The 12,193-nt window shown below is 72.6% G+C and carries 13 protein-coding genes and 1 pseudogene; 1 reads left to right on the top strand and 13 read right to left on the bottom strand.

Translation table 11 applies throughout. The features are described from left to right. The 12 genes from AB0H32_RS42320 to AB0H32_RS42265 form a co-directional block, all read right to left on the bottom strand. On the bottom strand, positions 1 to 735 hold a 735-nt coding region (locus tag AB0H32_RS42320), incomplete at its 3' end, for a maleylpyruvate isomerase family mycothiol-dependent enzyme (RefSeq protein WP_361133043.1). A 5-nt stretch (positions 736 to 740) separates the two neighbouring features. After that, complete coding sequence (locus AB0H32_RS42315; protein WP_361133040.1) at positions 741 to 1,490, bottom strand: maleylpyruvate isomerase family mycothiol-dependent enzyme; 750 nt, start codon at positions 1,488 to 1,490, stop codon at positions 741 to 743. Between the two features lie 77 nt (positions 1,491 to 1,567). Continuing rightward, a complete protein-coding gene (locus AB0H32_RS42310) occupies positions 1,568 to 2,356 on the bottom strand; it encodes a DUF3050 domain-containing protein (RefSeq protein ID WP_361133037.1) in 789 nt (262 codons plus the stop codon). An 80-nt stretch (positions 2,357 to 2,436) separates the two neighbouring features. Then, on the bottom strand, positions 2,437 to 3,696 hold the full coding sequence (locus AB0H32_RS42305; protein ID WP_361133034.1) for an acyltransferase domain-containing protein: 1,260 nt from the start codon (positions 3,694 to 3,696) through the stop codon (positions 2,437 to 2,439). 33 nt (positions 3,697 to 3,729) lie between these two features. Then, positions 3,730 to 4,437, bottom strand: coding sequence for a 3-oxoacyl-ACP reductase FabG (fabG, locus tag AB0H32_RS42300; protein ID WP_361133031.1), 708 nt, complete (start codon positions 4,435 to 4,437; stop codon positions 3,730 to 3,732). 144 nt (positions 4,438 to 4,581) lie between these two features. Beyond that, positions 4,582 to 5,472, bottom strand: coding sequence for a prephenate dehydrogenase (locus AB0H32_RS42295; RefSeq protein WP_361133028.1), 891 nt, complete (start codon positions 5,470 to 5,472; stop codon positions 4,582 to 4,584). Positions 5,473 to 5,484: 12 nt separating this feature from the next. Then, on the bottom strand, positions 5,485 to 6,408 hold the full coding sequence (locus AB0H32_RS42290) for a phytanoyl-CoA dioxygenase family protein (RefSeq protein ID WP_361133025.1): 924 nt from the start codon (positions 6,406 to 6,408) through the stop codon (positions 5,485 to 5,487). 34 nt (positions 6,409 to 6,442) lie between these two features. Then, a complete protein-coding gene (gene hppD, locus AB0H32_RS42285) occupies positions 6,443 to 7,516 on the bottom strand; it encodes a 4-hydroxyphenylpyruvate dioxygenase (protein WP_361133022.1) in 1,074 nt (357 codons plus the stop codon). Further along, positions 7,513 to 8,022: an L-2-amino-thiazoline-4-carboxylic acid hydrolase gene (locus tag AB0H32_RS42280; RefSeq protein ID WP_361133019.1), complete on the bottom strand. Its 510-nt coding sequence runs from the start codon at positions 8,020 to 8,022 to the stop codon at positions 7,513 to 7,515. The genes hppD and AB0H32_RS42280 overlap by 4 nt, the downstream gene beginning before the upstream one ends. After that, positions 8,015 to 9,298: a beta-ketoacyl-[acyl-carrier-protein] synthase family protein gene (locus AB0H32_RS42275; protein ID WP_361133016.1), complete on the bottom strand. Its 1,284-nt coding sequence runs from the start codon at positions 9,296 to 9,298 to the stop codon at positions 8,015 to 8,017. The genes AB0H32_RS42280 and AB0H32_RS42275 overlap by 8 nt, the downstream gene beginning before the upstream one ends. Then, positions 9,295 to 10,950 (bottom strand): class I adenylate-forming enzyme family protein, encoded by a 1,656-nt coding sequence (locus AB0H32_RS42270; protein ID WP_361133013.1) that lies wholly within the window; start codon positions 10,948 to 10,950, stop codon positions 9,295 to 9,297. The genes AB0H32_RS42275 and AB0H32_RS42270 overlap by 4 nt, the downstream gene beginning before the upstream one ends. 114 nt (positions 10,951 to 11,064) lie before the next feature. Then, complete coding sequence (locus AB0H32_RS42265; protein ID WP_361133010.1) at positions 11,065 to 11,313, bottom strand: acyl carrier protein; 249 nt, start codon at positions 11,311 to 11,313, stop codon at positions 11,065 to 11,067. 34 nt (positions 11,314 to 11,347) lie between these two features. Between AB0H32_RS42265 and AB0H32_RS42260 the strand changes: the two genes are divergently transcribed. Continuing rightward, positions 11,348 to 12,016: a 4'-phosphopantetheinyl transferase superfamily protein gene (locus AB0H32_RS42260; protein ID WP_361133007.1), complete on the top strand. Its 669-nt coding sequence runs from the start codon at positions 11,348 to 11,350 to the stop codon at positions 12,014 to 12,016. Here the strand turns inward: AB0H32_RS42260 and AB0H32_RS42255 are convergent. After that, a pseudogene (locus AB0H32_RS42255) lies at positions 12,011 to 12,193 on the bottom strand (hypothetical protein); the annotation flags it as partial. The gene AB0H32_RS42260 and the pseudogene AB0H32_RS42255 sit on opposite strands and share 6 nt — an antisense overlap.

Genomic DNA, 12,193 nt, shown 5'->3' with positions numbered 1-12,193 from the left:
CTGGACCGTGCGGCCGTAGCCGACCAGCAGAAAGGCGACCGGGTCGGCGGAGATGACGCAGTCCACCGGATCGCCGGCCGGCGTCACCCGCGCTGTGCCGTCACGCACGACGAACCGGTGGCGCGGGCCGCCCCGGAAGCGCAGCTCGTAACTGACACGCAGCCCGGCGGTGCGCCGCCGGTCCACATACCCGGCGGCCATGGCGAGCACCCCCTCGACGACCAGCTGCGCCTCGCGCCGTTGGATCCGCCACGGGACCTGCACGGCCCGCGCGACGTCGAGGCCGTGCACCAGCTGTTCACCCAGCAGAGCGGCCGTCATCACGGGCGCGGTCATGGTCAGGCCGTTGGTGGTCAGGATCGGTTGCGCGGGCGGCAGGCCGGCCACTGCCGCGGCGAACTCCTCGACACCGGCCTCGAGGGCGTCGGCCAGCACGGCCGGGTCACGCTCGGTGAACTCCGCCAGCGCCCGGGCGTTGGCGGCGGCGTTCACCTCGCCGGGCGCCGCCCCCGGACCGACGGTCAGTGTGTTGAGGACGTCCTGGGCCCTGGCCGTACCGGCGGCGAACCCGGTGTAGTGACGCACCTCCGCCACCAGGTGCGCGGCGGTCTCGGCGACCGTCCACTCGAGACCCGGCACCCGTGCGCCGGGGGTGGGCACCGTGCGCAGCAGAGCGGCGGTGCGGGCGGCCTCCCGCCGCAGATCGGCGGAGGTGGGGCTGAACCGCGGGTCCATGGCGCTCACCACACCCGCAGGCCGCGCAGCACCGGCTGCAGCCGCGGATCGCCGAAGCAGTCGACACCGGGCGCGTCCGGCTCGGCACGTCCGGTGATCCAGCGCACGAAGTCCTCCGCGTCGGCGACCACCCGCGCGGTCCGGCCGCCCGTGCCCAGCCGGATGGTTCGCCTGACGGCGCCCTCCACCACGAAGTCCACCGAGCCGGCCAGTTGCGCCACGGCCGTGCGGTTCTGCTGCGGCAGTGCCGCCTCGATCCAGTCCAGCGTCGGCCCGAGGCGCAGCGCGTCGGCGGGCGGCGGCGGTCCGGTAAGCGGCCCGCGCGGGCCGAAGAGGTCGTACCGGATGTGCACGAAGTGATCGAAGACGAAGGCGCAGGGCAGCGTCGCCGCCGGATAGGTGCCCACGTCGCCCAGGTCCACCTCGCGGGCGCTGTCGCGGGCGAGGGCTGCGAGGGCGGCCGACGCCTGCTCGCCGGCCTGTGCGTAGTCCGCGACGATCCGTTCCGTCGGCCAGGCACGCCGTGCCTCGACGTACACGTCCTGTGCGCGTTCCGCGGGCAGCCCCGTGGCGTCGGGCAGGGACGAGGGGGCCACCACCTTGGTGAACAGCGCCCCCAGATGGGTGACGACGTCGCGCACCGACCAGCCGGGACAGCCGCTGTCGGCCTTCCAGTCGGCGTCGGTGAGCTCCGCGCAGACCTCGAGTAAGGCGTCGCGGTCGGCCCGCAGCGCCGTCATCGCGTCCGTGGACATGTACTCCTCCTCGGTGGGACCCGACGGGTCCCTCGTACCTGTGTTGAAGTGCCTGGATGCCCGTCCAGGTCTATCAATCAGGCCCGGATCGCCTCCAGTACGCCGTCCCACAGGCGGGTCCGGGCCTCGAGCGCGCGGGCGACCGTGTCCTCGCACTGGCGCCACCTGTCCTGGTCGTCGCCGCACAGATCGGCCAGCATCTGCATGGCCATCGGCGTGTGCTCCTCGCCGTCCACCTCGATGTGCCGCTCCAGATAGTCGACGAAGGAACGAAGCCGGTCGCCCTCATTCCTGTTGACCGTGACGACCTTGTCGAACATGTCCGGGATCAGGTCCTCACGGCCGAAGGCGAACGCCGCCGCCTGGCAGTGCACCGGGGCGTTCTCGATGAAGTCCCAGGTGGTGGTGGCGAATTCCAGGGCCGGTGCGGGGGCGCCCGCCTCCTTCAGCGAAGGCAGCACCGGGCGGCCGTCGCTCAGCAGCTCCAGCAGCGTCTCGATGGGACCGGTGTCGGCCCCCGCCTCCGCCATCCCCCGCAGGTACAGCTCGAAGTGGCTGAGGAAACCGTCACCGAGTTCGTCGCTCTCCTCGACCAGCACGATGTCGTTGATGAGTCGCCGACTGGCGGCCGGCCCGCCCGGCAGCCACGGAACCGAAGTGCAGGTCAGCTTCTGCTGAAGGGACTTGAGCAGCGACATGAAGTCCCACACCGCGAAGACGTGGTGCTCCATGAACGTCGTTACCGCGTCCAGCCGGTCCAGGCTCCGGTAGAGGGGGTGGGCCACCACACGGCTGCGGGCCGCGTCGGCGGCCTGCTCCAGGCGGGCGATCCCGGGGTTGTCGATCTCCCAGTCGTAACGGGACATGGTTCTCCTCAGGGACGGGCGGCGCCGCCGGGTGTCGCTGCGCCGCGCGGGTTCGTGTCGGGGTCGGTGTACAGGGCAGGTCAGACGGGCAGTACGGCGGACCAGTCGACGGGGGCGCCGTGCGTCCAGGCCGCGGCCGCCGAGCGCAGGAACCGGTCCGTGCCCCCGTCGTTGCGCCGGAGGGACTCGATCACCTGGCTGCCGGGAACCTCGTCGAGGATCCGCTGCAGCCCGCGGACGAGCACCGGGTGCGGGCTGCTCTCCACGAACCGCACATGTCCGTCGGCCGCCGCCGCGCGGACGGTGGCCTCGAACCGCACGGTGTGCCGCAGATTGCGGAACCAGTAGGCGGCATCCAGTTCGGTGCCGTCGAGACGGCAGGCGGCGACCGACGAGTAGTAGGGCAGCCGGCCCGGCCGGGCGGTGACACCGGCGATCCCGGCGAGGAGGTCGTCACGGATCCGGTCGATCTGCGGCGAGTGCGAGGGATAGTCGACCTTGACCATGCGCGCCCGCAGCCCCTCCTCGGCACACACCCGGACCAGTTCCTCCAGGGCCGGCACATCACCCGAGACCACCAGGTTCCCCGGCCCGTTCTCGGCGGCGATCGCCAGCCGGCCGGACCGCTGGGCGACGTAACGGGCCGTCCACTCCCGCGGCATGGGCACCGAGAGCATGCCGCCGCAACCGGCCAGGCTGCGCAGCACCTTGCCGCGCATGACGACGATCCGGACCGCGTCCTCCAGGCTCAGCACCCCGGCCACGTGCGCCGCGGCCAGCTCGCCCTGCGAGTGACCGATCACGGCGGTGGGCGTGACACCATACGCCTCCCACTGCGCGGCCAGCGCCACCATCACCGCGAACAGGGCGGGCTGTACGACCTCCACACGATCCAGGAGGTCCTCGCCCGCCTCGCCGGTGACGGCGTCGAGCAGCTTCCAGTCGGTCCAGCGGGACAGCTCCGCGGCGACCGCGTCGATGCGCTCGCGGAAGACCGGCGACTTCTCGTACAGGTCCGCGGCCATGCGCGGCCACTGTGACCCCTGACCCGGGAAGACCAGCGCGGTACCGGCCCCTTCGGCCGCCTCGCCGGTGACCAGGGCGTCGTGGGCGAGGCCCTCGGCAAGGGCGGTGAGGCCGCCGGCCAGCGTGTCGCGGTCGCCCGCGAGGACCACCGCGCGGTGCGGTCCGGCCGGGCCCGCGGTGAAGCCCCGGACCAGCCCGGCGGGCGTGAGGCCGGGGCGCGCGGCGAGCCTGCCCGCGGCCGCGGCCGCCAGCGCTGCCAGCTCCGGCGGGGTGGGCGCCCCCAGGGGGCACGGGAGGGTGGACGGGGTGTACAAGGGGACCTCCGGTGTGCTCGGTGGGTCGGTCGGTCAGTGCCCCATGCCGAGGCCGCCGTCGACCGGGACCAGGGCGCCCGTGATGTAGGAGGCCGCGTCCGAGGCGAGGAAGGCGACCGCGGCGGCCACCTCGGCCGGTTCACCGAAGCGGCCGGCGGGGATCTGGGACACCAGGTCCGCCCGGAACTCCTCGGACAGGCCCGCGTTGATGTCGGTCGGGACGAATCCGGGCAGCACCACGTTGGCGGTGATGCTGCGCGAGCCCAGCTCCCGGGCCATCGCCCGCGCCATACCGGTCATACCGGCCTTGCTCGCCGCGTAGTTGACCTGCCCGGGGGCGCCGCGCACGGCGGCGACCGAGGAGATCAGCACGATGCGGCCCCAGCCGCCACGCAGCATGCTGCGCACGGCCCGCCGGGCGACCCGGTAGGTGCCGGTGAGGTTGGTGTCCAGCACCCGGCTGAAGTGCTCCTCGCGCATGCGCAGCAGCAGCACGTCGTCGATGATCCCGGCGTTGGAGACCAGCACCTCGACGGGGCCGTTCGCCTCCTCTGCCCGGACGAAGGCCTGCTCGACCTGCTCGGGCACGGTGACGTCGCAGCGTACGGCGAGCAGGTCCGGGTCGGGCGGGCCGGAGGCGCGGCAGGTGACGGCGACCCGGTCGCCCCGGTCGCGGAAGGCGCGGGCGACGGCGAGACCGATGCCGCGATTGCCGCCGGTGACCAGTACCGACCTTCCCATCGGGTGCTCCCTCGTGTGGCGACGGTGTGCTGACGGTGTGAGCCGTCCGGTGACGGCGTCGGTGCCGTGAGCCGGGCGGAGCCCGTACGGCGCGTGACGGGGCGGGGTCGCGTGGCCGCCGGGACGTCGGCAGGACTGCGGCGGTCAGGCGAACGACGCGACCTGGTGCGGTAGTCGGGCGGAGGGGACCGGCTGGACGGTCATGATGCGGTCGCGGCCCTCGCCGCCGCGGTGGAGCAGGTCGGCCAGCACCCGCCGCGGTGCGCCCGGTGCCGTGGCGGCCTGCTTCAACTGGGCCAAGGCGGCAGAGAGTTCGTCGATCAGGGGCTCCAGGGCGGCGGCGACGGCCCCCGCGTTGCTGCCGAGGATGTCGCTCCACAGCCCCGTCTCACCGGCCGCGATCCGCGTGGTGTCACGGATTCCCGCGCCGCACAATTCGACCACCTCCTGCGGTGCGGCACCAAGTGCCGACGCGAGGGCGCTCGCGACGACATGCGGGGCATGTGAGGTCAGGGCCACCGCACGGTCGTGCTCGGCGGCGGCCATGACGACCAGCCGCCCCCCGCATGCCTCGACCAGATCCAGCGCGGCGGCCAGCGCCGCGGCACCGGTGCGCCGGTCCGGGGTGAGCACCCAGGGGCGGCCCACGAACAGCTCGGCGCGCGCAGCCTGCGGACCCGACTGCTCCGAGCCGGCCATGGGGTGCCCGCCGACGAAGCACTCCAGCGAGCAGCCGGCCGCCACGGCGGCCCGGTGCACCGACTCCTTGGCACTGCCCACGTCGGTGTAGCAGCGGGCGAGCCCGCGGATCTGCTGCTCACGCAGGACCCGGGCGATCTGCCCCGGCGGTACGGCCAGCACGGCCAGGTCGACGGGTTCGGCCGGCGGCCCCGCGACTCCTTTGCACCGCTCGGCGGCCTCCGACTGCCGCACCGGGTCACGGTCGAGCACATGAACCGTGGTGCCATGGACAGCGAGTGCCATACCGATGGAGGTTCCGATCAGGCCGCCGCCCACGACGGCCACTGTGCGCATCGCCGTGCCCCGTCAGTCGTCCGAGCCGGCTGCCCAGACGGTGGGGCAGAAGACCGGGTCGGCGTAGTCGGGCCGGCCGTCGGCCGCACGGCGCACCAGGACGTCGTGGTTGTAGGCGACCTCGGAGCCGTCGCTCAGCTCGTGGCGGACGTATGCGTTCGCGCCGTCCTGGAGGTGCAGCGAGATCGCCCGCCGGGGCCAGCCGCTGACGTTGGCGCTGCTGCCGTGATAGGTGCGGCAGTGGTGGAAGCTGACGTGTCCCTTGGGAATGCGCATGGGCACCTTGACGACCTCGGCGCCGTTGTGCCGGGCGTTCTCCTCCAGCATCGTCTCCAGCTCGCGGCGATCGCGCTCGGCGAAGTGCCGGGTGGCGCTGTCCCGGCCGCCGGTCTCCCGCCACCGGTGGCTGCCGTCGATCATGGTGATGGTGCCCATCTCGTCCCCGCAGTCGTGGAACGGGATGAACGCCGTCAGCATGCGCTGGGAGGAGCAGGTCGCCCAGTAGTGCTTGTCGAAGTGCCAGGGCACCACATTGCTGGCCTCGTCCGGCCGCGGCGGCTTGTAGATCATGGTGGCCTGGAAGACACGTATCTCCTCGGCCTGCGCGAGACGCGCCGCGACCGCCCCGATCAACGGCTTGCGCAGGATGGAGGCGATCCGGTCGTCCTCGTAGTGCACATAGTCGTGGTGGCGCTGGACGTCGCCGTCCTCGGGCGTCCAGTACGCCAGCCGCGGCGGATGGACGGGCAGGGTGCGGTCGCGGTGACCGGCGTAGAAGCGGTCGCTCGCGGCGGTGAGCATGTCGATCTCGTCGTCCGTGAACAGCTTCCGCGACAGGTACCAGCCGCGCTCGGCGTAGTCGCGGACCTCCTCGTCCGTCGGCAGGAGCGCCTTCTCGTCCTCGGTGAGCTTGAACTCCGGCTGTGCGTGGCTCATGAGCCCCTCTTCCGATCTCGGTGTCCCGTCCCGGTCAGACGCCGGCCTGCGCGGGACGGGCGCCGTCGCGTTCGACGGCCTCGTACAGCGCGCGGATGTTGCCGCTGCCGAAGCTGCGGGCTCCGCGGCGCTGGATGACCTCCATGAAGTAGGTGCGCCGCACGTGCATGGACTGGGTGAAGATCTGCAGGATCTCGCCCCAGTGGTCGCGGTCGATGAGCACGTTGTGGCGGCGCAGCGCGGCGAGGTCGACGTCCGTCGCGCCGACGCGGTCGGTGACGGCGTCGTAGTAGCTGCCCGGTGTGGTCAGGAACCGGGTGCCGCGCTGCTGGAGCCGGCCCACCGCGGTGAAGATGTCGTCGGCCAGGAACGCCAGGTGCTGGACCCCGGCGCCGCCGTGCCGGCCGATGAAGTCGTCGATCTGGCCGGGGGCGTGGGTGGTGTCGGGTTCCAGGATCGTGAAGGTGACGCCGCCGGAGTCGGACTGCACCACCTTGGAGTGCATGGCCTGTGCGCCGACCTCGATGTACTCCTCGAAGATCTGCGTGAACCCGAACGCCTTCTCGTAGTGCTCGACGGTGGAGCCGAGTTCGCCGGCCGGCACGCACACCGCGATGTGGTCGATCAGCCGGAGCAGGTTCTCGCCCTCCTCCGGGTCGGGAGCCAGATGCCTGGTCACGCCCGGCAGGAAGGACTCCCGGTCGCCGTGCCGCTCGACGAACCGGTGCGTGACATCGCCGAACCCCGCAACCTCGGCGACCACCACCCGGGCTTCGGCGTCGGCGTACTCGACCGGTTCGCGCACCGGCCGTGCCCCTCGGGCCACCGCCTCGTGGAACGCGGTACGGGCGTCGTCGGCGCCGAAGGCGATCACCGCGGCGCCGTCGCCGTGCCGGGCGACGTAGCGGGCCGCCTCCGTGTCCTCGGACAGGGCCGAGGTCATCAGCAGCCGGACCCCGCCCTGCCGCAGCAGCAGCGAACGCTGCCCGGGCCGCCCGTCATCGCCGCTCTCGGCGCACAGCCGGAAGCCGAGGGCGCTGCAGAGGTAGAAGGAGGCCTGCCGGGCGTCGCCGACGTAGAACTCGACGTGGTCAATTCCTGTGATCATGGCGTTGCATCTCCCTGTTCGGGACGGCGTACGGTGGCGCGGAACCGGCAGACGGCGTCCCCGTGGGTCATGCAGGCGCTGCGTCTGTCCTCGACGTCCAGGCCCATCCCCTCGAACCAGCCCGCCCGCATCTCCAGGCAGGGGCAGCGGTAGCCGTCGAAGGAGCGGGCGGCCTTGAGCATCTTGAGCGCGAAGTGCTCGGTGACCACCGTCTCGAAGGTGTCGTCGCCCACGGCGGTGTGCTGATAGTTCGTCATCTCCTCGGGCCACATGGCTCGGGGGATCTCCTTGAAGTAGGCGACGAACTCGTCCATCGGCAGCTTGGCGTGGTCGACTCCGTGCCGGGCCACGAACCAGCGGGCGACCCGGCGGGCGACGAACTTCATCGCCTCCGCGTTGATCTCGTTGGCCACGTCCTGGCCGTACCGCTTCTTCACCCCCTGGTACCAGCGGGCGTCGTGCAGCCACCAGAAGGTGTGCAGCGGCAACTCGCCCCGCTCAGTCATCGGCACCCGCCAGCAGGCGGCGGCCCCGGGTGGAGGGCGCACCGAAGGCGAGCGAGATGTTGTGGCCGCCGAAGCCGAAGGAGTTGGACAGCGCGGCCCGCACCTCGGTCTGCACCGGCTTGGAACGCACATGGTTCAGCTCGCAGTGCGGGGCGACGTTGTCCAGGTTGTGGGTGGGCGGCAGCGTGCCGTGGGCCACGGACAGCACGGTCGCGGCGGCTTCGAAGGCGCCGGAGGCACCCATGAGATGGCCCGTGACCGACTTGGTGGAGCTGACCGGCGGGGTCTCGTCGCCGAACAGCGAGCGGATCGCGCGGGCCTCGGCCACGTCACCGATGCCGGTGCTGGTGGCGTGTGCGTTGATGTAGCCGATGTCGGCGGGCGCCAGCCCGGCGGAGGCGATCGCCCGGCGCATGCACTCGGCGGCACCGGAGCCGTCCGGACGCGGCTTGGTGACATGGTAGGCGTCGGTCGTGGCGCCCCAGCCGATGACGTCCGCGTACCCGGCCGTGCTGCGGGCGTCGGCGTGCCCGGCGCTCTCCACGACGAAGAAGGCGGCGCCCTCGCCGAGCACATAGCCGTTGCGGTCCCGGTCGAAGGGGCGGCTGGCACGCGCCGGATCGTCGTGACCGTGGGCGAGGGAGTTGGCGTTGACGAACGCGGCCGCCACCGTGGGGTGCAGCGGGGCGTCGGAGCCGCCGCACACCACGACGTCCGCCTCACCGCCGCGGATCAGCCGCAGCGCCTCGGCCACCGCCTGGCCGCCGCCCGCGCACGCGGTGGACAGCAGCAGGCTGTAGCCGCGGATACCGTACTTGATGGCGATACGGGCCGCCGACATGTTCGGGATCATGCCGGGGCACAGATACGGGCTGACCGCCTGCCGGCCGCGCTCACGGCGGGCGGCGGCATGCTCCTCGTACGTACGCAGCGGACCGCCCGCGGTGGAGGCGACGACCGCGGTGCGCTCCGGGTCGCTGTTCTCGCCGACCGCCAGCCCGGCGTCCCGGACGGCCTGCTCGGCGGCGGCCAGAGCCAGGACGAGATAGCGGTCGACCCCGGGGTCGATCGGCGGCCTGAGCACCTCGGCCGGGTTGATGTCCGGGGCCTGGGAGACCACTTCGACGTTCGAGGCCCCGGCCAGTTCGGGAGTGGGCCGCCGCAGACCGGAGGCTCCGGTGCACAGCGCGTCGAAGGTCTCGCCCAGGTCCCTGCCCAGGGAGCTGACCACTCCGATGCCCGTGACGACCGCTGCGGTGCGTGCTCGCGTGCTCATACGGTCCCCGCCTCTCCGCCGGTCTCCGCGGCCGCCCGCGCCGTCCGGTCCTTGTAGCGCTCGCGCAGGATGGCCTTGCGTACCTTGCCGGTGGGTCCGTGGGGGATGTCCTCGTCGGCGACGACGGTCACGCCGCGCACGGTGGCCGCCACGTGCTCGTCCAGCGCGGCGCGCACCCGGGCCGCGAGGTCCCCGGGGGCCGGGCCGCCCGCGGCGAGGCTGACGAGCACCTCGGTGGCGACGGTGGACTCGTCCTCGGCGACGGCGATCACCGTGCAGTCCAGCACCTCGGGGCAGCGGGCGAGGATCTGCTCCTCGGACTGGGCGGTGTGCAGATACCGCCCCCCGCTGAGGCTGACGGTGTCCACCACCCGGTCGACGTGGTAGTAGTAGCCGGCCTCGTCGCGGTAGACGAGATCGCCGGTGAGGAAGTAGCCGGAGCGGCGGGTGCGGCAGGTGGTGACCGAGTCGTTCCAGTAACCCGGCGACAGGGTGGGCGACTTGATGCCCAGTTCACCGATGCGGCCCGACGGCATCGGCAGACCCTGCTCGTCCAGGACGGCTACTTCGGCGAAGGCGTGCGGCTTGCCGATGCACCGGTTGTAGCGGTCCGTCTCGGGGGTGTGCGTGATGAAGAACATCGAGTGCCCCATCTCGCTGGAGCCGAGGCCGTCCATGAAAGTGGCCCCCGGCAGGCGGTCGAAGCCGCCGCGCTTCGGGACCACCCGGTGGCCCACCGAGACCAGCTTCCTGATGTGCGCCTCGTGCGCGGCGTCGCCCGTGTTCCACCACATCTGGACGCTGTCGAGCCGGTACCGGTCCAGATCCTCGGCGACGAGCTGCGGCCAGGTGGCCGCGAACCCGAAGACACAGGACGGCTGCCAGCGGTCGACGGCCGCGAGGACGCCCTTGCCGTTCTGGTCCGAGAGCATCAGCAGTTCGATGCCGCTGCACAGTGCCAGCGTCACCGCGATCACCATGGCTGCGTGGTTGGCGGGCAGCGCGCTGAGCATCCGGTCGATGGTGCGCGGCCGGGGCAGCGACAGCCGGTGCCGGGTGGCCGCGAAGAGACTGGCGTGGCTCGCGGTCACCGGCTTGGGCAGCCCGGTGGTGCCGGAGGAGTGCGTGATGACGGCGGCGTCGCTCGGGTGGAAGCGGTACTGCGGCGGGGCCTGTTCCGGGTCGCCGCCGGTGGCGTCGGCGATGTCGCTGTGCAGGACGCCGGGGAACGGCTCGGCGCCCAGACGGGCGCGGTGCGCGGCGTCGGTGAGCAGGGCCCGCGGCTGGACCTTGCCGAGGTAAGCGCGCGCAGTGGTGGCGTCCATGTTGCTGTTGAGCAGGGCCGGGACGGCGCCGATGCGGGTCAGCGCGAAGAAGGCCAGGACCTGGTCGGCGGCGGTGGTGACGTACACCGCGACAGGATCACGGTGCCGAATGCCGGCGCCGTGGAACCAGGCGGCGCGAGCGGCGACGGCACGGTCCAGGTCGCGCAGCGTCAGACGCTGCCAGGCCGGGTGTCCGTCGACCTCGGAGTCGAAGGTGATGCCGGACTCCGCGTCGTCGCCGGCGCGGGCGACCAGGGTGCTGAGCACGTTGCCGACGCCCAGCTCCGGGTCGGCGGCCAGTTCGGCGCGCAGTTTTCGAAGGGTCATGGGGGAACTCCCTGTACTGACCGGGACGGTGGGTGGGAGGGCGCGCGGGTGCCGAGGACCGGCCTGGCCGGGGCCCTCCGGGCGCGTGACGCGCGGATGCCGGATGCCGGCGCCCTACGCGGCCGGGATGCGGGAGGCCGACTCCTTGGCGATCTGATCAATCGTCATCATCGCGAAGCGTTCGGTCTCGTCCTCGTCGATGTGCACGCCGAACCGGTCCTCCAGCTGCATCACCAGATCGGCCACTGCGAGCGAGTCGAGGTCGATGCCGGCCGGTCCGAGCGAGCTGGAGCCGTCGACCGCCTCGGGGTCGAAGCCCATCCTCACCAGGGCGTCGAGGAGGTACTGGCGGATCTCGTCCATCACTGGTGGACTTCCCTTCATGTCGGAGCGCCCGGTGCATGATCCGAACGCGGTCACTGTGGTGCTGGCCCCCGCCTGCGGGGACCCGTCGGCGGCCGCCAGGCGCGTCCTGGTGCGCATGGCGGGGGAGCTGGGCGTGCCGGTGCCGTCCGGCGCCGTGCCACGGGTGGCCCACGACGCCGGCGGCAGCCCCTATCTGTCGGTGGCGGACGAAGCTCTTCGGGCGGTGGGCGGCGACGCGCTGTGCCGGGTGAGCATCAGCCATTGCGCCGACGTGGTCGCGGTGGCGCTGTCCGCGGCGGCGATAGGCGTCGATGTGGAGGTGGTCCGGCCGCTGTCGTTCGTGAACCTGGCGCGCCGCTGGTTCGACCCGGCCGAGGCGGCCTGGCTCGCCCGGCGTCCCGAGGATCACCGCCCAGAGGACTTCTACCGGCTGTGGACCGCGAAGGAGGCTCTGGGCAAGGCGCTCGGCGTGGGTCTGCGAAGCGGCGGCACCCGGCGCCGTGTCCCGCTGCCCCGTCGCCTCGGGACGCGGTGGACGCCGTTCCCCGGCAGGCCGTTCGCGCTGGCGCTGCCCGAATGCCCGCCGGGCCTGGTGCTCGCGGTCGCGACGGCGCAACCGGAAGGGGCGCAGCCGCCCCTGCGGGTGTACGGCTCAGGGACGGGCGGTTGCCGGCCCTGGCACCGGCCGGAGGCCTCATGACCGGGTCACACCCTCGCGTGCAGCGGCCAGCGCCGACGCGTTGCGTACCGGTTTGCCGCTGCTGGTGCGCGGCAGGGCAGGCACTGCGTGGACGGCGCGCGGGCGTTTGTAGGGGGCGAGGCGCTCCTTGAGCCAGGCCTCGACGGGCGCCGTGCCGTGCCGGGCGTCGGTCGGGGC

Source organism: Streptomyces sp. NPDC020362 (assembly GCF_040642095.1).
Taxonomy (GTDB): Bacteria; Actinomycetota; Actinomycetes; order Streptomycetales; family Streptomycetaceae; genus Streptomyces.
The sequence above is the reverse complement of the archived record's forward strand: the minus strand, read 5'-3'. Positions and strand labels throughout refer to the sequence as shown.

Excerpts from the sequence above, each read along its gene's own strand:
- AB0H32_RS42315 (WP_361133040.1), bottom strand. The coding sequence starts at position 1,490 with ATGTCCACGGACGCGATGACGGCGCTGCGGGCCGACCGCGACGCCTTA.
- AB0H32_RS42310 (WP_361133037.1), bottom strand. The coding sequence starts at position 2,356 with ATGTCCCGTTACGACTGGGAGATCGACAACCCCGGGATCGCCCGCCTG.
- fabG (WP_361133031.1), bottom strand. The coding sequence starts at position 4,437 with ATGGGAAGGTCGGTACTGGTCACCGGCGGCAATCGCGGCATCGGTCTC.
- AB0H32_RS42295 (WP_361133028.1), bottom strand. The coding sequence starts at position 5,472 with ATGCGCACAGTGGCCGTCGTGGGCGGCGGCCTGATCGGAACCTCCATC.
- AB0H32_RS42290 (WP_361133025.1), bottom strand. The coding sequence starts at position 6,408 with ATGAGCCACGCACAGCCGGAGTTCAAGCTCACCGAGGACGAGAAGGCG.
- hppD (WP_361133022.1), bottom strand. The coding sequence starts at position 7,516 with ATGATCACAGGAATTGACCACGTCGAGTTCTACGTCGGCGACGCCCGG.
- AB0H32_RS42280 (WP_361133019.1), bottom strand. The coding sequence starts at position 8,022 with ATGACTGAGCGGGGCGAGTTGCCGCTGCACACCTTCTGGTGGCTGCAC.
- AB0H32_RS42275 (WP_361133016.1), bottom strand. The coding sequence starts at position 9,298 with ATGAGCACGCGAGCACGCACCGCAGCGGTCGTCACGGGCATCGGAGTG.
- AB0H32_RS42270 (WP_361133013.1), bottom strand. The coding sequence starts at position 10,950 with ATGACCCTTCGAAAACTGCGCGCCGAACTGGCCGCCGACCCGGAGCTG.
- AB0H32_RS42265 (WP_361133010.1), bottom strand. The coding sequence starts at position 11,313 with ATGGACGAGATCCGCCAGTACCTCCTCGACGCCCTGGTGAGGATGGGC.